Origin of the sequence: Thermoactinomyces sp. DSM 45892 (assembly GCF_900107305.1) — a bacterium.
In the GTDB taxonomy this organism is placed as follows: Bacteria; Bacillota; Bacilli; order Thermoactinomycetales; family Thermoactinomycetaceae; genus Baia.
Genome location: NZ_FNPL01000002.1, coordinates 222,106 through 247,273, shown reverse-complemented (window position 1 = coordinate 247,273; position 25,168 = coordinate 222,106). Strand labels below are relative to the sequence as shown.

The window sequence follows — 25,168 nt, the reverse complement described above, 5'->3', positions numbered from 1 at the left end:
CCCTCCATGTATGTTTCATTACGATATGAAAGCCGCTTGCTTCGTTAGCCACTTAATCCACTCGGCGTTATAAACTGTCTGCACATATGGAATTCCGTTATCTGGGCACAAGAAGACCACGTTTGGCTTTCGGGCAAAGGTTTTATCTTGGAAATATTGATGAATCGCATAATAAGATGTTCCAGAGGACCCTCCTGCGAAGATCCCGTGATTTTCAAATAATTGATGACATCCTTCTACCGTATGCTGTTCTGAGATATGAACCACTTCATCGATCACAGCACGTTTTACTAGCTCAGGAACCGTACTTGCTCCAATACCCGGAATATATCTCTTTTTAGGCATATCATTAAAAATGACAGACCCCTCACTATCCACAGCAATCACTTTCACATTCGGAAACGCTTCTTTTAAACGATTCGAGATCCCTGAAATCGTTCCACCCGTCCCCACTCCAATAAATGCATAGTCTAATGTTTCGAAATGTTGGACTAATTCGGTTCCAATCCCATGATAGTGCGCATAGTAATTATCTGGATTTTGATATTGATTCGTCCAATATGCATTCGGAATCGAGTGGAGTAGCTCTTGTATTTTATTTAGACGTGTCAGGAGGAATCCACCTGTTGCATCCCGATCCGTCACCTTTACCACCTGATAGGAGATAGAATGTAATAAATCTTCGTATACTCTGTTTATATTCGGGTCGATGACTGGGATAAATTTGATTTTCAGATATTGGCAAAACGTTGCGAGCGCAATGGCAAGATTGCCTGACGAAGACTCAATCAACGTCGTATCTTGGTGAATCTCCCCTCTTTTGATCGCGGATGATAACATATAAAAGGCGGTACGGGCCTTCACACTATTCATCAGGTTATGATATTCCAGTTTTGTATAAAGATGGATCGATGGATGTTCCAATGGAACTAGTGGTGTATTGCCCACTAAGTGACCCAGCTTTTGTAATTTCTCTAGCATATAAGAGACGATCCTCCCCATTCCCAACCCTTAAAAGGCGAATTCTTCATCAAGCGCACTTAAAGCATCTGATTGATCTGTTTCTTGTTTTTCACGAATAGACAATTCCATAATGGTTTCATCCAAATTCTCGATCATTTTTTGTAGCACCGTAAGGAAGTCTTGCCCCATCAGTTCGATGGTTTCCTGTTTGAACAGACTTACTTGATATTCCACAACTAGAGATAGTCCCTCGTCACCTTCAATAGCAGCCCAGGTTAAAGCTCCTTGTGAAGTGTATGACTCTTCCTCATAAGGCTGGAACTGGAGATGATCCACTTTAATCTCTGGAATCTCCATGTTTTGCACCACGAGCATGGTATCAAATAGCGGATTCCGATTTGCCTCGCGGTCGATTCCTAATTGGAAGACAAGCTCTTCTAACGGATATCCCTGATTCTCATAGGCAGCAAATACTTGATTCTTTACATCCGTTATGAACTCTCGAATGGTCTTGCTTCCAACAGGACGATTCCGAATCGGTAGCGTGTTAACAAACATTCCCACCACATTTTCTAAATCGATATGCTGCCTTCCAGCAATGGGAGTCCCGACGATGATATCTTCCTGTGCTGTATATTTGTAAAGTAAGATATTGTATGCGGCGAGCAAGAGAATAAATAAAGTTGTCTCGTTTTCTCGTGAGAATTGATATAGAAGATCCGCCTGCTCCTTGCTTACTTGAAACATGACAGAATTCCCCTTATGATCAACTGATTCTGAACGTGGGTAATCCGTTGGCAACTGTAAAACAGGGATATCACCCTTAAACTGCTCTAGCCAGTATGTTTCCTGCGCCTTCGTCATCTCGGACTGTAAGGCTTCATTTTGCCAAGCAGAGAAATCTTTATATTGGATACGTAAGGGTGAGAGTGATTCCCCACGACATAGGCGGATAAATTCCTTGATCAAAATGCCGATCGAGGTTCCATCCGAAATAATATGATGCATGTCAATGGTGAATAGATGCACGGTGGGTTCTACTTTAATCAGTCCTACACGGATGAGAGGCCCTTTTTTTAAGTCAAATGGGCGGATGAAGCGTTTGATCCATTGATTTGCGTTCTCCCACTTTGCTTCCATCACTTCCAGTTTAAAAACAACTTCATCCTGTATAAGCTGAACAGGTTCCCCATCTACTAAGTCAAACGAGGTACGTAGCGATTCGTGACGCTGAACCAACTCATTAAATATGTTTTGGAACCAACCATAGTCAAGGTCCCCTTGGATCACCATCGTGCTGGTTATATTAAAAGCCGTACTCTCAGGAGCCATTTCGCTCATGATATACATCCGCTTTTGCGCTGAACTCACTGCATAATGGGGTTGTTTCTCAATCGGTTGAATAGAAGCATAATCATGGGTTTCTGCCCCTCGGATATACTCCGCTATCTCTTTTACAGTCGGATGATTAAATACCACACGCATCGGTAACTCTACTTCTAGCTTTTTGTGGACATGTAGGATTAGCATGGTCGCTTTAAGCGAATGTCCGCCTAATTCAAAGAAATGATCATCCAGTCCAACTCGTTCCACACCTAATATCTCCTGAAAAATTTCGGCTATGGCCATCTCCTCTTTATTAGTTGGCGCAATATATTTTTTATGAATTTGATTTTCAATCGTGGGATCTGGTAAGGCTCGCTTATCTAGTTTTCCGTTCGGGGTGAGCGGCAACTCTTCTAATTCCATACAATACGAGGGAATCATATAATCAGGTAGCGACTTAGCCAAATACTGACGTAGCTCTGATAAAGTCCATGTGCCATCCGAAACGAGGTAGCTACATAGTGAGGAATCGCCTCGCTCATTTTTATGCGCAACGACCACTGCTTTCTGAATAGCTGGATGTTCTAATAACTTCGTTTCGATCTCACCAAGCTCGATTCGATATCCCCTGATTTTTACCTGATGGTCCATCCGCCCGTAAAACTGGATATTCCCACAGGGAAGCCACCTGGCAATATCACCAGTCCGGTACATCTTGGCCCCAGGTTTATATGGATGGTCAATAAAGGCTTTGTCGGTCAACTCTGGCTTATTTAAATAACCCCTTGCAATCCCTCTACCTGCTAAGCATAACTCTCCGATCACTCCGACTGGTTGTAGTTGCGAATGACTATTCACAATATATGCCTCCATGTTTGCAAGTGGTTTTCCGATTGGAACATGGATGTGATCCTCATCTTTGCTTAATGGATATCCTGTCGCATAAACTGTCATTTCAGTAGGTCCATATAGATTGATTAGCTGAACCGTATCGGTCAATTGATAAAACTTATGAATGACAGGCTGTGTGATCGCTTCCCCTGCCACAAATAAGTATTTTAGTTTATTTAACATTGCTAGCTTGTCCTCTGTGATGGTATCCAGAAGGATAGAGAGCATCGACGGAACAAGATTAAGATAGGTTACCTGATATTGATCAATCGCCCGTAACATACAAAACGGATCTTTTTCTAGACCTTGTTCTAAAATGATGAGCCGCCCGCCAAAGAACCAGCCGAATAACTCCGCCACAGATACATCAAACGAGAAAGTCGTCTTTAGTAAATAGGCATCTGTTTCACCAAATGGATATTGATCTTGCAACGCACATAGTAGGTTTACAATGCTATGATGCTCAATCATCACACCTTTGGGATTACCAGTTGATCCAGACGTATAGATCACATTGGCGATACTTTGTGAGGTGTTAATTGGCTCTAAATCACTACCATCATTTTGATAGAGTGATTCGTCTTCTAGATAGAGAGTCTCTCCTACAAAGTCTAAATTCCCACGATATTTTTCCTGTGTTACCAGTACATGAGTCTTACTATCATCTAAAATGTAGACGATCCGTTCGGTTGGTAGGTCAGGGTCTAGAGGCACATACGCCGCACCCGCTTTTAACACCGCATAGATGGCAACGAGCATATCAACCGATCGATCCGCCATAATCCCAACAAATGAATCCGACTGGATCCCTTTTTCTCGTATGGTGCGTGCCAGACGATTCGCTCGTTCATTCAATTCTCGATAAGTAAGTTTTCTCTGACCGTATACAAGGGCTATATGATCTGGTGTTTTTGCTACATACTCCTCGAATAATTGGGTAATCGTTTTATCGGTTGGAGAATCCAGTTTGTAGCCTGATCCCACCGTGAGAAGCTGTTGTTTCTCTTCTTCGGTTATGAGTTCAAACTCCCATAACTTCTTCTCTGGATGAGATAACACATGTTGCATGATATGTTTCAAATGGGTAGCGAGCTGTTTCACCGTTTCTTCACGGAATAGTCCGGTATTGTATTGGAGATGGAACTCTAATTCCTGCTCATGATCAAATACCTCGACAAACAGATCGAACTTAGCTGTTTTGTTTTCCAATTCATACGGGGTGAAGCTGAGACCGGCAAATTCGATCGCGGATTTATCCGTGTTTTGTACGACTAGCATTGTATCGAATAGCGGGTGTCTACTCCGATCACGGGTAATACCTAAACGCTCGATCAATTCTTCAAATTGGAAGTCTTGATTGTCATATGCTTTTAGCGCATTTGTCTTTACTTCCTGCAAGAAAGCGCGGAACGTTTTATCGCTTTTCGGTTCATTACGCATCGCTAGTGTATTCACAAACATACCCACGATCCGCTCAAACTCTACATGTTTCCGACCGGCAATCGGTGAACCTACTACAATCGATTCTTGACCGCTATATTTCGCTAGTAACAAGTTATATACGGCTAGCAAAAACATATAGAGCGTCACACCTTCTCGGCGGGCGAAATCTTGAATCTGTGCGGTCAAAGCGGCATCAAGGGTAAACGAATGACGATCACCGGTAAATGTTAGTACAGGCGGACGTGGGTAATCGAGCGGTAGCTGAAGAACGGGCACCTCTTCTGCAAAGGTAGACATCCAGTACTCTTCTTGTGCTTTGATCTCCTCAGACTGAAAGAAATCATTTTGCCAGATAGCAAAATCCACATACTGAACATCTAGTTCCGGTAGATCCATTCCATTGTAAAAAGCGAGAATTTCCTCTAACATAGTCCGGATGGAGGTCCCATCGGCAACAATATGATGAATATCCATCATCAAAACATGCTTCTTCGGTGAAAGATCCGCCAGTTCTACACGGAGCAAAGGAACTTTTTGCAGATCAAAGGGCCGAATAAAGGAGTGCACCAGCTTGTCGATATCCTCTTCTTCTATCATCCCTCGATCTATAACCGTCATATCGATTGACTCATATACCTGCTGTAATACTTCTCCCTTTTCTTCCACAAAGCCCGTTCGCAAGGATTCATGCCGTTGAATCAGTTTGTTCACTGCTTCATTAAAACGGACTTTATCAAATTTCCCCTCCACCATCATCACGAGAGGGAGATTATAGGCTGTACTCATCGTTTGGTATTGATGAATTAGATAGAGTCGCCTCTGTGCAGATGAAGACTCATATCGTTCTATATTCGACATTATCTGTACCCCTTTTGCTATCAAAATGCCGGGTGGAGTACACCCCCACCCAACATGCTGAATAGGAAACTATTTTTTGGTTCTGGTACGTCGTTCTACTTTTTTAAAGGAAGTCCCACTCGTCGGCTGTGAATCTCGCTTGGATTCTACTAACTGAGCCAAGGCACGAATCGTAACCGCTTGGAACAATTCTCGAAGGTTAAATTGGATCCCAAAGGATTTCGTCAACCTCGTAACCGTCTGAGTCGCCCTCAATGAATGACCACCCAGATCAAAGAAGTTATCCGTTACACTGATTTCATCCAGTTGCAAAATCTCTTTCCAGATCACGAGAATCTCTTCTTCGGTTTTGCTTTGTGGTAGGACGAATTCTCTTTGGTTCTGAATAAATAAAGTGGGTTCTGGCAAAGACTTCTTATCGATTTTCCCACTATTCATGAGCGGCATATGGCTGAGAAACATATATTGTTGCGGAACCATATATTCAGGCATAAATTGCTTTAGAAAGCTTTGGATTTTCTCCGGATCGATATACTCCCATGTATACGATGTGTCCGCCGTAACTGGATGCTCCATCCAAACACTTGCGTCCCAGTATTCTGCGATACCTTGTTCCAAGTCGACCTGCACCGGTTGTAACGCATCAGGTACAGAGTACGCACCACTTTCGGTAAATCGAATCCCCGTCCATTGTTCCCAGTCGGTGACACTGGCTTTTACATATTGAGAGTGAGTCGCCATCTTGAGGATTTTTCCGCCCACACGCTCATGTGTACGTAGCCAGTTATCAACGGGCAGACCATCTTCACGGCGCAGTTCACTATACTCTGTAAAGCTAAGATCTGGATACGCATGTTTCCCCGTTGGTCGTACAGGAACGATCAATCGCTCCAGTCCGTGCCCAAGCGCTAATTGTTTAAATGCTTTTACCAAGATGGCAGCAAGACCTTTTCCTTGGCATGACTCGTCTACTACTCCAGCGAGAACGAGTAAGGTATTTGGCTCTACACCTTTTTCTGCATCGGTAAAACCTTTTACTAAACCAGCATCCCATCCTTGTGGTAAGTCATCGTGTGTACCATCCCAGTAAATCGGAACCGTATTTCCGCCTGCTACCACACGTCCTGATGGGTCGATCAACGTAAATTGATACTCCGAAAATTGGTGGAACAGCTTCGGCCAGTATTCACGCTGAACTTCTTCACCCGCAAAATAAGCCGGCCATGCTGATAAATGAAGCTCGTCCATACGAGTCTTTAAGCTTGGGATTTGGGAGAGAGTATATAATGTCAACTTCTCTTCTCCTACTTGAAGAGGGGTCCCTTCTTGATCTAACTCCACATAGGCCACCAGTCCATCTATTCGCTCATCTTTCATATGAATCACGGCACAGTTCCGAATCGAATCATGCGAAGATAGCCAATTTTCCACTTCTTCTAGCTCAACCCGATTGCCACGCACCTTCACTTGGTTGTCAATCCGTCCTAAATAGACGATATTTCCATCTTCGAGATATTTGGCAACATCACCCGTCTTATATAGACGTGATTGAGGATTAGTAGAAAACGGATCCGGAACAAAGCTTCGATTCGTCGCCTCCACGTCATGCAAATATCCACGGGCCAGCCCAGCAGAAGCAATATAGATTTCACCTGGCACCCCTACTGGCACGAGATTCATATACTCATCTAGCAAGTACACTTTGGCATTGCCGATTGGCTTCCCGATCGGAACCACATTACCTTCAAAATGTTCCCCACAGTCAAATGTAATCGCATCAACGGTTACCTCTGTTGGGCCGTAGTGATTGCTTAGATGACAAGTAAACTGACTGCTAAATTTATCTCGTAACTCCCGTGTCAGGACCGCACCACCACAAATGACATAACGGAGCGACGGGGTTTGTGGGAACTCGTTATTCTTTCTCGCATTTACGAATGCTTCCAGCAATACCGGTACAAATTGGAGGATAGTGATCTGATGCTTTGCCACCATCTGACCGATCGCAACTGGATTCTTCAGCTCATCTTTGCTTGGAATAACTACTCTCGCTCCAAACATCAACGGCCAAAACGTTTCCAATAGGGATGCATCAAAGGTATACGGAGTCATGAATAGCGTGGCATCCGCATCCGTAAGTGAATATTTCCGGCCACTCCACTCAAACAAGCTGATGACTCCCCGATGCTCTACTTCAATCCCCTTCGGCATCCCAGTGGTTCCAGAAGTAAATAATACATAAGCTAGCTGATTGGAAGAGACGGGTAGATCCAGATTTTGCTTAGACTTAGCATCGATTCGGGGACGATCTGTGTCCACTTGTATGATCTGTCCGCTAAACCCTGCATCATCATTTACAAATTCACTCGCCGTAATCAGTAAGCTAATGCCTGCCCGTTCGATAATCGTCTTTTGGCGGTTCGTAGGTAGCTCTGGACTTACCGGCACATAGGCAGTACCTGCTTTTAGTACCGCTAGGAGTGCGATCAGCATATCGGCTGACGGCTCTAACGTAATGCCCACTTTATGTTCCGATTCCACACCTAGCTCGCGCAGAAGATGTGCTAGTTGATTCGCTCGCTCATTTAGCTCACGGTAGCTGAGAGTCAGGTTGTTATACAGAATCACTGTATGGTCCGGATTCTTTTCTACCTGTTGTTCGAACTTTTCATGAATACAGATGTGCTCAGGAAACTCACTATCCGTTTGGTTCCACTCATCAACCATCATTTGCTTCTCTTCCTCTGTAACTAACGAATAGGCATGAAGGGCCTTTTCCGGTGTGCGTACAACTTGTTCCGTCAACAAAATAAATTGCTGTGCAATCCGCTCCGCTGTTGATTTCTTAAACAAATCGGAGTTGTAGTTCAAGTTGATTTCAATCCCGCTGTCCAGTTCATCAAACGCGAAAGTCAAATCAAAACGTGAGCTACTTTCGATAAAATCATAGAGTTTAAAGTTGCAAGCAAGCCCTTCAAACTGAAGACTCTTCACTAGGTCCTGCTTATTATTTTGTAGGCCATACATGATCGTAAAGAGCTTCGAACGGGATAGATCTACTTCTGCTTCGATCTGCTCTACGACAAAATTGCTAGGATAGATGTGGTTATCGTATGCTTCGATCGCCGTCTGTCTGCTTTGAGCAACTAGCTGTTCAAACGTCATCTCTTTTTCAATCAGACAGCGTAGTGGAATCGCTGTCGCAAACAAGCCCAACATGTTTTCCAACTTCATATCATCACGGTTTTGGATCGGAGAGCCGAGGACAAAGTCCTGTTGACCACTCAGACGATGTACATAAAGGTTTAAAACAGCTAACAAAAACATGTATAAGGTGATGTTGTTCTGCTGACAAAAATCCATAACCTGCTTTTGTAGTTCGGGATCAAATCTTCCTAAAATCGTTCCACCATTAAACGTAACCATCGGCGGTCTCGGATAGTCAGTCGGTAAGTCCAGTCCTTTCGGAGCATTCGCAAATTTCTTCAACCAATACTGGCGTTGCTCCTCTAGATATCCCTCTTCAATCGACCGGTTCATCCACTGGGCATAATCGACATAGTCAATCGCAAGTTCAGGCAACTGAGGCTCACGGTTCATTACAAATGCGTTGTATAGCTCATTCAACTCTTTCATCAAGTTCATCGAAGAGGTTTCGTCCCAAATAATATGGTGACTTACAAACATAAAGAGGAACTGTTTGCCAGGGAACTCTACTAACTTGGTATGAAACAATGGTCCTGTCTCGAAGTTAAATAGCTGATTCGCATGTGCGTATGCTAGTTCCTTCGTTACTTCGGGGACCTTCTCTTCCGCTACGTGTGTGTAATCCTCGTACAGATTCGAAAGGCTCATCTCCATATGCGGAGCCACTATTTGGTAGGGAGTTCCATTATCATTGCGGAAGGTAACTCGTAACACCGCATGACGATCTACAATCGTTTGCCATGCGCGCACGAAAGCCTCTAGGTTCATATCGCCTTGGAACATCACATCAAAGCTGACATTATAAAACGGATTATCTGGCTCAAGATGATGCAAGTACCACTCTGGTAACTGTACAGGAGCTAACAGGTACGCCTCTTGTTTCGGCATCGGTTGTAGCGGATTGTCGCTCATCTTCTTCGCATCGTCTGCTACAGGGTGGTTTAGGCTCGCAACTTCTGTATCAATGACCGCCGATAGCTCACCCAGCACCGGTGTGATAAACACTTGTTGTAGTGCCATCTTGATTTGAAAACGATCTCGAATTCGGTTAATCACCTTTACTGCACTAATCGAGTGACCACCGATGTGGAAGAAGTTATCGTCTGCATGTACTAGCTCCAGTCCGAGAATTTCTTGCCAGATGGAAGCAATCTCGATTTCTGTTTGAGTCGTCGGTAGGGCCACACCTCTTTGTGTGCCTTCTTCCAACTCCCACTTTTTTAATGAACTGCGATCTATTTTTTCGCTTGTGAGTAGTGGCATACGTTCGATTTGGATGATATGAGTTGGAACGGTATAGTATGGCAAAATATCACGTAAATAGCTTTGGAGTGTATTCGTTTCTACTAAATCTTTACTTGTGTAAAACGCAACTAACATATTATCGCCATCAGCTGCCTTCTTCACGATCACTGCTACTTCATCTACTTGTGGATGGTTCCTCATGGCACTTTCAATCTCACCTAGCTCGATTCGGAAACCACGAACCTTTACTTGGAAGTCGATACGGCTAAAGAATTCGATCGATCCATCTGGCATCCAGCGCCCCAAGTCACCTGTCCGATATACACGAGAATGGGACGGATCAACTGAAAATGGATTGGAGATAAATTTCTCTTGTGTGAGTTCTGCATTTTTCCAGTACCCATCTCCCACACCGATTCCACTAACCAAAATCTCCCCTTTTACCCCTACTGGAGCGAGGTGATTGTACTGATCCACAACATACAAATTCAAGTTAGCAAGTGGCTGACCTACTGGGACACGTTGCTCTGACTCAATTCGTCCGGACATAACATGCTGGGTTACATCATCCGAACATTCGGTAGGGCCATATGCATTCATTAACTTGATATGTGGATATAGTTCAAACCAACTATTTACTAGCTTCACAGGTAGCTCTTCTCCTGTGGCAATCATCCAACGTAACTGTGGTAGCTCCCGATCTGATTTCTCTAGTCCACGAGCCGTATCGAGAAAGGCAAAAAGTAGTGTTGGGACCGTTTCCAGCACAGTCACCTGCTCTTTATGCAAGTGCTCTAGTAATAAAGCTTGATCCCGAGCCACTTCAAAGGAAACGATGGACGTCTTCGCTCCGACTAAGAGGGCAACAAGCGCTTGCCATACAGAAATGTCAAAGCTGACCGATGCATTTTGCACCACGACATCCTCTACTCCGATACCGAGACTATCAAGCTTCGCGAACAGATGGTTTATCATGCCATCATGTCGCACCAAAGCACCTTTTGGATTCCCTGTAGAGCCAGATGTATAAATCATGTAAGCAAGATCTGTCGATGCATTCAACATCTTTGGATTCTCGCTACTATACTCATTCAAATCTTGCTCCTCGAGCGTAACCATCGTTTGGATCATCTCACCCGCATGAGATGTTAAACGCTCCTCAAATGCAGATTGGGTCACTACTACCTTTGATTCGCTATTTTTGATAATGTAGGAAATCCGTTCATCGGGGAGATTTGGATCCACAGGCACATACGCAGCACCGCTTTTGAAAATCGCAAGGATCGTCGTCAACCAATCCAGATTTCGTTCACTTACCACGGCAACGAATTGGTTTACCCCTACTCCCTTCGAACGTAGCAGATGTGCTAAACGGTTTGCTCGTTCATTTAACTGTTGATAAGAAAGCTCTTCCCCTTCAAAACTGACAGCGATCGCTTTAGGTCTCCGTGCAACTTGCTCCTCAAAAAGCTGTTGCATCGGAATATGCACAGGATATGGACTCTTCAAGTAATTAAACTGTTCTAATACTTGTCTTTTTTCTTCATCACATAACATGTCCATTTCACATACTTTTTGTCCTGGGTTCTCTACCACATGGCGAACGAGTTGAACAAAATGACGACTTAAACGCTCTATCGTTTCTCGCTTAAATAATGCAGTGCAGTATTGGATATAACCATCTATTTTTCCTTCTGATTGGAATAACTCAAAGGCAAAATCAAATCCAGAATAATGAATATGATCTAGTGACTTTTCAAAAGAAAGAGTAAGATCAGAACTTACTTCTACTTCTGCATGTTTGTCTGTACGAAGCGTATGAACTTCAAACATGACATCGAAAATCGGGTTGCGGCTTAGATTCCGTTCCACTCCTAACTCTTCTACAATCCGGTCAAATGGGTATTCTTGATTTGCATAGATCTCCAGCACCGATTGTTTAATCCGTTTTACGAAGTCTTGAAACGATTCTTCCCCCTTCACCTCATTCCGCACGGGCAGGGTGTTAATAAAGCACCCGATCAGGTTAGACACCTCAGGATGAACACGCCCAGAAAGAGAAGTTCCCACGATAATATCTGTGTTTCGTGTGTACTTACTCAAAAGCACATTAAAGGAAGCTAGTAAAAACATATAAAGACTTACGTCTAACCTCTCACAAGTTTCCTTTAACTTCTGCATCCATTCCCCTTCAATCTTAAGTGGAACCGTGTCTCCGTCGAACTTTTGCATAGATGGTCTCGAATAATCGAGTGGAAAGTTAAGATCAGGTAGCTCACCAGCTAGGCGATCGAGCCAGAACGTTCGTTGTTCATCCAACTCTCCCCCGTCTAACATCTCATTATGCCAATGTGCAAAGTCGCTATATTGAATCGCTAGTGGTTCGAGTGGATTAGGTAATTGGTTTGCATTTGCGTGATAGAGCGCTGCTAATTCAGACATCAGGATATCGATTGCCCAGCCATCCGCAATAATATGATGAGCCACAATGAGGCACATATGCTCTGATTCAGATAATTTATATAAGGTAGCACGTAGCAGCGGTGCTTCGTTTAAATCGAACGGTTTGTTTAGTTCCTCCACTACTAGGCGTTGTAGCATGTCTGTTTGAGCGCTTGCAGTCTCCGTTGTGAGATCCACCATCAATACGTTAAAGTCGATGTTAGAATAAATCACTTGTAACGGCTTGCCGTCCTCTTCACGAAAACAGGTTCGTAGTGTATCATGACGGTTGACTAATTCACTAAGTACTTGCCCGAAGTGGGCGATGTTGAGATTTCCTTTTAAAGTGAATGCAGTAGATACGTGGGCCATAGCATTTACTTTGGCTTCTTGTACAAATTCGAGTTGTTCGGTAAACCAGAAACGTTTCTGGGTATGTGACAATTCGTATTTACTGATTTCTTGATGGGTGCCTATTGCCATGGTTTTCTTCCCTTCTGTTTATTTCCTTGTCTTGTCAGGTCGATGTCCTATCGGTCGATCAGGGCAGTTTATTAGCGATCGGATTTATTAGCGATTGGATCAAAGCAATCCCGGGGCATGTATCTGTCCACTGCTCAAATAGTGAGCCCGCGAGGATGTGAAAATGCAAGTCCGCCCTGTCCATATAAGTCGAATAGACTCTCCGGGCCCTCGATCACCAATCAATCGTTCATCAATCTACTCCCCCAACTGACCACAAATTTTATCCACAAATGGCTTAATATGCGGCGGCTCAAGCATCGAGTAGTGATCCCCACCAGTCAGGGAATACTTCACCTGACCCTCCGTTAATCCTGACCATAAATCTACAATCTCTTCTGGCTGCGCATCCTGAAGCAAGCTATCTTCTAAAGCCAAAAACAAGTGAATATCAGCGCATATCGTCCCTGTTGGCTGGTATTTTCTAAGCGCAAGGCCATTAATCGCGATAATACGTAGTTTCGAAAGAGATACTTCCTCTTCAAGCACACCCTCTGATACTTCATCACCAATCAATTGTTGACAGACTTGAAGCTGCTCTTCTTCACTTCGCTTTGCTAAGCGGCTTTCTTCCATTCCTTGAAGCAATGCATACCGAATAAGTGGATCACGTTTTTCGTCCCATTTTGGTAACGATTCTTTCGAACGTGGCTTGACGTCACATATACCTAGATAAGCTACTGCCTCTCCTTGTTCTTCTAGTTGCTTTGTGATCTCATAGACGAGTAGCCCACCGAAGGACCAGCCCATCAGATGATAGGGACCTGTTGGTGCGATTTGGCGCATTTCAGCGATATATCGTTCCGCCATCTGCTCTACACTTAGCTCGATGGGCTCTCCGTCATCATAACCTAGCGCCTGAAAAGCATAGATAGTACGTTTCGATTCAAACGCCTGAGCGAGATGGACAAAGTTGATAATTCCACCGCCTTGCCCATGAACCACAAACAATGGCGCGACTGCTTCGTCACCTTCATTCAGTAAAATTACATTTCCAGAAACGTCGTCGGCATGAGATTGAAGCATCTCACACAACGAAGCCACAGTAGGATTTTTAAATAGCACGGATAACGGTAGACTTCTTTCGAATTTCTTGGACACTTTATTCACTAGATTAAGCGCTTTAAGAGAATGGCCTCCCATCGCGAAAAAGTTATCTAACACACCAATCGGCTCTACTTGTAGTACTTCTTCCCACAACTGGACCATGGCCTGCTCTAACTCGTTGCGCGGGGCTAAGTACGCTTGTTTGTCATGCACGGTGATGGAAGACTGATTTGGCTCTGGAAGCGCACGGCGATCTATTTTTCCATTGTGGGTAAGCGGAAATGTACTTACTCTCACAAAAGCACTTGGAATCATATAGAGAGGAAGTCGTTTTGCAATCCACTCGACCAAATCTTCATTTGTCGCCTCACTCCCCATCTCTACATAAGCACATAGGTATTTTTCACCCTGAGAATCCTCTTTGATCAACACAAGCGCATTTAGAACCGCATCGTGCTGTGCAAGGCGATTTTCAATTTCACCTAGCTCAATCCGATAACCACGGATCTTTACTTGGTGGTCAGCTCGTCCGATAAATTGGAGATTGCCATCCGAAAGCCATTTGACGATATCCCCAGTACGATACATCTTCGTCCCCGGTCTAAACGGATTCTCAACAAATCGTTCTGCGGTAAGTTCTGGCTGATTCCAATACCCTCTTGCTATCCCATCTCCGCCTACCCATAGTTCACCCAAAATCCCTGTCGAAACAGGTTGCATATCTGCATTCAAGACATACATTTGCGTGTTCACCATCGGTTTCCCAATCGGCACATTTGGATCCATGCAGCCCTTTGATTGATAGTGATAACCTGTACAGATAACAGCCGTTTCCGTGGGACCATAGGCATTTACCAGCATCAACTCTGGTTTTAGCACTTTATAATTCTCTAGATGCTCCACTTTAGACGCTTCTCCACCTACAAACATCTTCGTAAGCGGAAATTTCCTACCGGATTCCCTAAACTCGTCGTACAGTGGATTCAACAGCGCCGGTGGAATAAAAGCAAAGGTTATTTCCTTCTGTTCCATCGATGCCGCCAGCTTCATCACATCAAACTTTTCACCTGCATACATCACGAGCGTCGCTCCTACAAGGAGGGGTAACCACGTTTCAAATGTACTAGCATCAAAGGAAATATTGGTACAGACAAGGAAGCGATCGTGAGAGTTGATTTGACCTCTATATAACGTTTCATGTCCAATCACCAGATTATGTACAGAGCGGTGCTCAGTCATCACACCTTTAGGCGCCCCCGTAGAGCCAGATGTATAGATCATGTAGGCTAAGTCATTTGCCTCGTTTTGAAGAGACAAATTCTCTTTGCTTTCTTGACTTGCGCCCTTATCATCCAAACAAATCCATTCGCCTGCAAAGTCCATTTCCGCTAACAAGTTCTTGGTCGTTAGCGCAATCAGACAGCCGCTATCTTCTAACATATAGTGAATTCGCTCAGCCGGATAATCTGTTGATAATGGAACATACATCCCGCCTGCTTTCGTCACGGCCAAGATGGCAATGATGAATTCAGTTGTACGATGTAACATAATCCCAACTGGTTGATTTGCACATACCCCTTTATTTCGTAGCACCCTCGCCCATTGATTAGCCACTTCGTTTAACTCACGGTACGTGATTTGGCGGTCTTCATCCTCCACTGCGATCGCTTCTGGATGGAGTCCCACTTGTCGCTCAAACAACTCGGATAACGTTGCATGTCGCTCGTAATCCACACCCGTATCGTTGCAATCCACGACCCATTTCTTCTTCTCTGTCTCCGTTAAGAGATCTACTTCATGAACTGGAATCGATGAATCGGCCAAAACAGAGCGAAGGGCCTGCATATAGTGCTCGAAGTACTGCTCAAGTGAAGATTTCATATACAGTGCTGGATTGTACAACCAGCGCGCCGATAGTGCACCATCTTCTTTTGTAAACATCAGTGCTAAATCAGGAACCTCTGCTTCGATGAAATCAGGGTCGTGAATATTATCAAGCGAGACAACCAAAGTAAGCCAAGGTAGCCTCCCATTCATCTCAACTCCCAACTCATCAAATAGATGGGCAATCGGGAACTCCTGATTTTGATAAGCTTCTGTCAAACTTCGTTTCGTCTCTAAAATCACTTGCTTAGCTGATTGAGCCGGTTCCAGTCTAGAAACAACTGGAACCAACTTCTGAGTAGGACGATGTGACGGAACACCCACCCCTATTTCTTGCCGACCGCTATATTTATACAGCCAGATTTTCGTAACAGCTAGTAAGAATGTGTACATTAATAAATCCGAATCCTTACAAATGCGTAGGAGCGAAGTCGTCACTTCTGGATCTACCGATAAAGGAAAGCTAGCTCTCTCTCTCACTTGATCGGTTGTTTGAAAATCAGACGGTACATCTGGAAAAGCAGGTTCGCTACGAAATATATCTAACCAATACTGCTTTTGCTCCAACATCTCTTTGTCATAAACAATCATGGTTGCAATCACACCACCTTTCTAAACTTGCTTATTGAATCGGCCTTGCTTTCGGAATCGACCTTATTTTTTGCGCTGTTTTCGGTTTTTGCAGAGAATCGAAAATATGTTGACTTAGTGCTTTCACGCTATCAAAACGGAAGATGGTATCCGCATCCATTTTTAAGCTAAACAAATTCGATAACTCTACCATGATGTCAATCCCTTGAATCGAATCCCCACCAAGTGAGAAGTAGCTCTCTCCTGGATCCAGTTCTTCGTCCTCTTCAAACTCTAAGATCTCTCTCCACGTTTTAGTAACAGCCTCCACAATCTGCTCAAATGTCCAAGAAGCTTGAGATTGTGACGTTTCTAGTTTCGTTTCTAGCAATTGTGAATCGATTTCAAAGAAGGAGAGTCCACGGATTTCCTCCATATCTTCTTGATTTAAACCACTTACAAATGCAGGGCTTACATTCGCACCTAAGATCGCATGAAACGCAGCTACTCCATCATTCCGATTAAATCCGAGAATGAGGGGAGATAATCGTTTTATTTTATCCACAGATGCATGATCCTCTTTCGCTCTCTGCACATCGCCCATCCCGGTGTTTTGCCATCCACCCCACTGGATCGAGATAAATCGTTTCCCCATTTGGCGTTGCAGGGATGCATAACTATCAAGGAAGGCATTGGCACAAGCATATGGAGCAATCCTTTTTTCCGAAAGAACCGCATCCACAGAAGAAAATACGAGGAAAAAATCGACGAACTGTTCTTTTAGCAACTGATCCAGAACCAAGGTTCCTTTCACCTTTGCTTCCATTACAGCTTTGTAATCCTCCAGCTTCGAATCTTTCAAAGAAACAGGCTTCCCTAAAACACCTGCTGTATGGATCACTCCATCCACTTTGCCAAATTGAGCTGTTACATCATCCAACACGCTGTTCATCTCGGTCAAATTAGCAACATCCGCTTGGTAGTAATGCACCTCTGAACCTAGCCCACGAATGGTATCCATCGATTCTGCTTGTTGGCTACTCACATCCTGCTCGCTAGTTCGCCCCACGAGAATCAGGATCACGTTATCCTTCTTCGCGATAGACTGACAGATCTCTTGCGCAATACCACCCGTTCCACCCGTTACGAGGTAGACACCGCTTTCCCGGATCATTTCTCGCTTTGTCATAGACCCGATCGGCATTCTCTTTAGCGTTTTCGTATATCGTTTTCCGCTTCGATACGCCACTTCTCGAATCACGTTATTCCTCGATACTTCCTCATAAATCATCTGAGCCATCTGATCAGAAGGGACCTCATTCATATCGATACAAAACGATTGAACTTGATTCAATTCCCGGTTCATCGTTCTACTTAAAGCAAGGGTAGGACTATGTAGCGGATTTACATAATGATCGTTTACTCCCACCGAATATGCTTGTTGGGTGATAAAGAAAGTGTAAACAGGATGTTTCGTACTCAAAGCCGCGATACTCTTTACTAGGTTTAACGTTGGGTGAAGAGACGTAACAAGATTCGTATCTAACTGCTCATCGTTCCACCTAGATACATTTGCTAGTGAAGTAGATTGGAAACGGGATAGATCTATGACAGCTCCGATTGAAACTCCTGATTCTCTTAACTCCTTCATCATCCTAGTAAAGTGCTCTTCTTCGCGCGGATTGATCTCCACTTGATCGTCAGCCACACTTCGATATTTCCTACCATAATGAAGCTGAATCACTTGGTGCCCATGATCGGTAAACTTTTCTATCAATGAAGAATAAGTGGTTCCATTATCCAGATCCGTGATGATCAAGATAGCACCTTGTACACCTCGTGCTGAAAGGTTAGCCGGTAATTCCGACACCGCCCATTCAAAGGTATGCATCAGTTCTTCCTTTACCTTGATAGACTCTGTGTGATCTTGATTGAATAGGGATGATCCGCTTTTTTGTTTCTTCGATTGCTCAAACCAGTACGACTTACGTTGGAACGGATAAGTTGGTAGAGAGACCGTTCTTCCCTGTTGGATTGCTTCAAAATGAAGGTTATAACCCATTTGATATAAATGCGATAGCACAGATAAGAAATCATGTTCTTTCTTTTCAAGAGTAAACAAGTCTCGTACTTCCACATCATAACCAACAGCAGAGACATCCTTTATAGTACAACTACCTACGGATAAAACGAGAGTCTCCTCTCCAAATTTAGATACAACGTCCGCCATAGTCTGGTTTTTCTCGCTCGTTCCTTGCAACACATCTGTGAATGAAATCGTTCCAAGAATGAAATCCCGAGCCACTATACCGATTCCTGATCCTTCGATCCCTACTTCCAATCCTAGCTTGCGTAGTAGATGATAGACACTTGAAGCAAACGCTACAACCTTCGCCTTCGGATCTTGCGCGTGATCTAAGAGTTGCTGATGTTTCATCGTAATGGATTCATCAATCCAGCCTGTTTGACTCAGAGCCTCCCATAAGCTTTCCATACCCACTTCATAATCTGGAATCCAGAGTACGACTTTCTTCAGACGTTTGACAGGCTTCTCAGCTATTCCCTGCATATCTTCCAATGCCTTCGATAACTCTTCTATATCTCTCACAACCGTTGAAAAACGATAAGAATCATGATTTCGACGACAGTTTAAGGTGTAACTTATGTCAGCTAGCTCATACTCACGATTTTTCGCTAAATCACGCTTTAGATCCCTTATTTTTCCATGTAACACTTTCTCCGTCGGAGCAGATAGCGTAACGAGATGCACTTGATCGGAGGCTGTTTTTGGTTGCCCATATTCCTCTACCACAACGTGCACATTGGTTCCGCTTAATCCAAATGAACTAATCCCTGCTCTTCGTGGATATCCTTCTGGCTTCTCCCATGGTTGAAGACTTGTATTGAGATAAACAGGAGAGCTTTCAAAATCGATAAAGGCATTTGGCTTCGTATAATGAAGAGACGGAGGAATCATGCCATTTTGCAAGCTTAATACTGCTTTCACTAAACCTGCCAATCCCGCAGCACTATCTAAATGACCCATGTTAGTCTTCACAGAGCCCATGGCAATAAATTGCTTTTGGTCGGTATAGGATTCATACGCTTTCCGAATCCCCTTCACTTCAATCGGATCCCCTAACTTCGTTCCTGTACCATGTGCTTCAATATAAGAAATCGTCATTGGATCAATCTTCGCATCTTGCCATGCTCGAACGATCGTCTCGGCTTGCGCATCAGGGCTTGGAGCTGTCATCCCGTTTGATCTCGCTCCATCTTGGACAATCGCACTTCCCTTGATCACTCCATAGATGTGATCCTGATCTGCCACAGCCTTTTCAAGCGGCTTGATCAATAGACAGATGCTTCCCTCTCCACCGATGGTTCCATCGGCATCATCCGAAAACGCCCGGCATGTCTCAGTCGGCGAAACAATTCCCGACCCCATCGCGATCTCTTTGCGAATATGGTCAATCTCGATATGAACACCACCTACTAAAGCCATCTCGCATTCCCCGTAGCGTAAAGCATTTATCGCTGAATGCAGGGCAACTAAAGAGGAAGAGCATGCGGTATCGATCACCATCGAAGGCCCGTTTAACCCAAAATGATAGGAGATGCGACCTGCTAGATTGGCCGGTAGATTACTTGCCAATAGCTCGTCCACTTTGACATCCACATGATTCATGTAGCTTGGCATAACCGATCCCATAAATACACCGACGTTTTGATTCGCTATCTTCTCACGTGGATAGCCTGCATCCTCAATCGCCTGGTTAACCGTCTCCAGCATCATTCGTTGGTTCGGATCCATCTCTTTTGCTAACTTAGGTGAGATATTAAAATACTGCGGATCAAACTGATCGATTCCTTCGATGTAACCATAGCGTAGGTACTGTTTCGCTGGACTTTGCCCTGGATCAAGCTTGATTCTGGATTCTGGAATTTCCTGAATGCTACATTTGCCTTCCCGTAGCAACTCCCACCACTCGTCCACATCATCTGCACCGGGTACCTTTGCGCTAATCCCGATAATCGCGATATCCCGCGTAGTTTCTGCTTCAACTGATTCGGCTAATTCCTCACGCTCTTCGACGATGGAAGAAGGCTCTTCTTTCGATGCCTCAGCCGATTGAGTCACGAAATCCGCTAAAGAAGCGATCGTATTGTACGTAAATAAGTCACTAATCTCTAAGGATAAATCCGGAAGCACCTTTTTCAACTTATTAAAAGCCCGCATGATTTGAATCGAGTTTCCACCTGCTTCAAAGAAATTAGTATAAATCCCTACGTTTCCGAGATCTAATACTTCTTTCCATACCGCCATGATCTGTTCATCTAACTCATGGCGCGAACTTGAACCATCTTGCTCCTCAACCGCTACAAGCACCTCCATCTGAGCTAATGCTTTTCGATCCACTTTTCCATTTGGTGTAAGTGGATACGATTCCACATACTCGTAGTACGTCGGGATCATATAATGGGGTAGCTTATCCGCCAAAAATGTATTCACATCGTGCTTTGCCAGCTTCGATTCTGCTTTTAAAAAGGCATATACATCTGTGTCACCACTACCGTTTTTACGAGCGATCACGATTGCATCACTCACTTCTGGATGTTTAAGCAACACATTTTCAATCTCGCCCAATTCCACACGGAACCCACGAATTTTTACTTGATTATCGATTCTACCCACATACTCCACATTACCGTCCGCTAACCACCGGCCTGCATCACCTGTTTTATAGAGTCGATCCCCTAGAATCCCACTAAACGAATTGGCGATAAACTTCTCATTCGTCAGTTCTGGCTGATATAGATATCCTCTTGCAAGACCTACTCCACTTACACAAATTTCTCCCGAAATCCCAATCGGACATAAACGACCGTGCTGATCTAGAATATAAACGCGTGTATTATCCCGTGGCCTACCCACAAGTGAAATCTCATGCTCCGAATTTCCATCAAAGTGATAGGTACACGTCTCCACCGATGCCTCAGCCGGACCGTATCCATTAATAATTCGTCCATCTCGGTTTAAATATGTTCTACAATTCTTCACTAGCTCAATCGGCACATACTCGCTTCCTAGAGAAAGACAAGTCAAATCCGGCAACAAAGGTAGCTCTTCTGATTCATCAATCTGCTCTATCAGCACATTCATAATCACTGGGATCTCATCGATATTGTTAATCCGATGCTGTTTCAAGTAATCCAGATATTGACGAGCATCCTTTCTCACATCCGGATGAAGCAAATGGAGCGTCCCTCCAGAAACAAGTGGGGGAAAGATTTGCTGAATCGAACTATCAAAGGCAAATGAATTCGATAACAACACTTGATAACCTAAGCGATGCTCATACTCTTTTACCGCCCATGTCACAAACTCAACAAAAGATTCCTGTTCAATCATGACCCCTTTCGGTCGACCCGTGGACCCTGATGTGTAGATCACATAAGCCAGATCACTCGGCGAAGAATCTACCGGCATCAACTCCAATTCTGCATGTGGATCATCGCTTTCCTCACTATCGAGCACTAGCACATGGGACATCATTTCACTTGAAGCACCCTTACATTCGGTTGATGTAATGAGCAGCTGCGAACGACTATCTTGTAAGATATACTCAATCCGTTCACTTGGATAATGAGGATCAATCGGCACATACGCCGCACCTGTCCCCAGTACGCCCATGATCGCTACCACCATATCAATCGACCAATCTAGCTGAATGGAGACGACATCTCCCGGAACAATCCCGTAACGCTGAAGTCTTCCACCCAATCGCTGAACCCGTTCAAATAATTGCTCATACGTGATGCTCTCGTCTTGGAAAACAACCGCATTCATCGAAGGCGATGCTTTAACTTGCTCGACAAAGAGTTGGTATACCGTTTTATCCTGAGGAAACGCTTGCTCCGTTTGATTAAATTGGAAAAGAGTTAGCTGCTCCTCCCACTTTGGAAGAATATCCAGGTTTCGAACCAACTCATCCGGGCGGCTGATTATTTGTCTCAGCACCACTTGGAAATGTTCCGCCATCCGCTCCATCGTCTGGCGATCAAATAAGCCATCCATATAATCAAATTTCATCTGCGGCTCTCCCGCTAAGAGGAACGCCACCGTCAAATCGTAGTTATTTAATTCCCACTCCGAATACCGAGTAATTTGGAAATCATGATACGCACCTTCAAGCAATTTCTGATCAAGTGGGTAGTTTTCAAATACGAGAATATGATCAAATAGGGATTCATTCCCACGAAGCTTGGCCGCTGAGTGGATATCCGTTAGTGGTAGGTACTCATACTCTTTCATCTCAACCGCTTGCTTATGAACCTCGCTCATTAACTCCGTAACCGTTTGCTTCGATTCAGTCATAACCCGTACCGGAACCGTATTAATAAACAATCCTATCGTCTGATCCACGCCTTGCATCTCATCTGGTCGACCCGATACCGTTAGCCCAAACGTAACATCATCACTGCCACTATATCGTTGCAACATCACTCCCCATGCGACGTTGAGAATCGTATTTGGCGTTACACCGTATGTTTTCGAAAAGTGGCTTACCTCTGGCATGATATCGGATAAGGATGTCACCACTGAATTCATATGGAGATGGGTTTCATTCTTATCATGTCTATACGGAAGCTTCGTGGTCGGCTCCCAGCTTTGTAGCACTCGGTTCCAAAACCCCTTGGCTTTGCCTGTCTCTTGCTGTCCAAGCCATTTCACATACTCTTTGTATTTGGTCTTGGGCTGTGATTTCTTCACCTGATTCGATTGAAGCTGTCCGTATCTCGTAAACCATTCGCTTAAAAATACTCCCAGCGACCAGCCGTCCATCATAATATGGTGGAAATTGATTAGCACCCGATATTGATCAGCACGTACCTTACTTGCTGAAATCCGAAGGAGTGGCCCCTTTGTCAGATCAAACCCCTTGCTCCGTTCTTCCTCATCCATTTGAACAATTTGCTCTTTCTGCTCCTGCTCGCTTAAGCTTGTTAAATCGTGCTCCATGATGTGATGGCTCATTTGACGGAGAATCACTTGTACCGGATGACTTAGCTTCTCCCATCTAAAAACAGACCGTAAGCACTCGTTCTCCTGCACAACACGTTGAAGCGCTTTTTCCAAATGAGACACATGAAGCTGACCTGTTACTTCAAGCGCCACTTGTCCAACGTACATTTGTTGTACAGAATCCTTTAAACAGTGATATAAAATCCCTTCTTGCGTGGGTGTTAATGTAAGAATGTCTTCTATTTGATTCGGTTGCACAGATTGTGCCATGAACGTACTCCCTTCGCGTTTCTTGTCTCTATACGAATTGGTGTAAATGAATGACTGCCTCTTCGATCTTCCGCAAATGGCGAATAATTTCATCTACTGGATCGTGAATCAAGGTGATGCGAAACCAAATCTCACCTGGAGTTGGTTGCATGCCAAACACGTTTCCAGGAAGCACACCGATTTTCGCTTCGTGAAATAAAAACCTGAAAAACTCATTATCATTCGAAAATAGATACTCCGGATTGACCTTAAGAAAGAATACATTGCCAATATTTTGATTTGAATAATCGGAGAACACATCTGATTGCTCCACAAACTGTATCACTTGTTTTAAAGCATCTTCCTGTATATCATCCGATTGTTTCAATCTGGACAAGTACTTCGGATACAAATCAAGCTCTTTCATTTTGTCAAAAAGCTGCTGTTCATCCACAGCTTGTCCCCAGCCGAAAATCCCTTGAGAGAAATATTTCATATCCTCTACAGAAGGCTCCGCTTGACTCAGTGCCAGATATTTAAAATACAGATTCAGCGTGAAATACACGAGAGATTGCGTATTTAAACTATTCTCTGTTGCTGAAATCACATATTTATACTTATCCATCAACGCAGGATCACCGAACCAGTAACCAGTCCGATAACCAGAGTAAAATGGTGTATCCTTCGAGCAACCGTATACCTTCACCACATAATCAAGTCGATCCGTCAGATTAAAAATCTCCGTAAAAGGTCGGCTCCTAGGAAAGACTAAATCCTGATAAATGTTATCCACTACCAGGTAGATCTGATTTTCTTGACACATATCTACGATCTTCTTTAATTCTGGTACGTTTTCACCCTCATATGTGGATTGCGCTGGGTTATTCGGATACGTAATCACCACTGCAACGGTATTCGGCGTAATCGCACCTTGTATTTCTTCAAATGTGGGTAGGAAATCATTCTCCTGTTTCGTATATACATAGACAGGATTTACTTTTCCATGTAAATTCGATAGTTGCGCTGTATACACCGTATAGTTTGGCAAAATCAAAATCACTTCTGGCGTCTTTACTTGATCCGTTTCACTCTTCACTTTCAAAATCGAGTTAATAACCCCATTCATCACATTGGTACAGCCGTTCCCACACCCTATACCCGCCTCACTTGCCAGCCGTTTCACAATCCCTTCACGCTCTGGTTCTTGCTTGATGAGTCGTGTATACTCTAATGCGCGAATTAACTCATGCATTTCCGTATAGCCATCTGGGGAAGTATATCCTGGCTCGATCGGATGGAGATCAGCTATTTCCTTCATCGTAAAAATCTCAGGAAACAACTGACTATGAAAGTTCATATTATCCAGCACAGCGATTTTTTCTTCGCGATCAAACATCATACTCCAATACTGAATTAACCGTTGATACATCTCCAGCTTTTCAGTGTCTTGATTGTAGTAAGCATTAAGCGACAATGTAAAATTCCTTCCATATC

The 25,168-nt window shown here is 43.9% G+C and carries 6 protein-coding genes; all 6 read right to left on the bottom strand.

The annotated features are described in order from the left end of the window. Window positions 1-18: 18 nt before the first annotated feature. A complete protein-coding gene (sbnA, locus tag BLU58_RS02780; protein WP_093290710.1) occupies window positions 19-981 on the bottom strand; it encodes a 2,3-diaminopropionate biosynthesis protein SbnA in 963 nt (320 codons plus the stop codon). Between the two features lie 30 nt (window positions 982-1,011). Then, window positions 1,012-5,481, bottom strand: a complete 4,470-nt coding sequence (locus BLU58_RS02775; RefSeq protein WP_093290709.1) for a non-ribosomal peptide synthetase — start codon at window positions 5,479-5,481, stop codon at window positions 1,012-1,014. 69 nt (window positions 5,482-5,550) lie between these two features. Next, window positions 5,551-12,858: a non-ribosomal peptide synthetase gene (locus BLU58_RS02770; protein WP_093290708.1), complete on the bottom strand. Its 7,308-nt coding sequence runs from the start codon at window positions 12,856-12,858 to the stop codon at window positions 5,551-5,553. Between the two features lie 237 nt (window positions 12,859-13,095). Next, the gene (locus BLU58_RS02765) at window positions 13,096-16,419 is read right to left on the bottom strand and encodes a non-ribosomal peptide synthetase (RefSeq protein WP_093290707.1); all 3,324 of its coding nucleotides are present in this window, start codon (window positions 16,417-16,419) and stop codon (window positions 13,096-13,098) included. A gap of 31 nt (window positions 16,420-16,450) precedes the next feature. Continuing rightward, on the bottom strand, window positions 16,451-23,695 hold the full coding sequence (locus BLU58_RS02760) for a hybrid non-ribosomal peptide synthetase/type I polyketide synthase (RefSeq protein WP_176786458.1): 7,245 nt from the start codon (window positions 23,693-23,695) through the stop codon (window positions 16,451-16,453). 28 nt (window positions 23,696-23,723) lie between these two features. Then, window positions 23,724-25,148 carry an aminotransferase class I/II-fold pyridoxal phosphate-dependent enzyme gene (locus BLU58_RS02755; protein WP_093290705.1) on the bottom strand — a complete coding sequence of 475 codons (1,425 nt, stop codon included), beginning with the start codon at window positions 25,146-25,148 and terminating at the stop codon, window positions 23,724-23,726. Window positions 25,149-25,168: the final 20 nt, after the last annotated feature.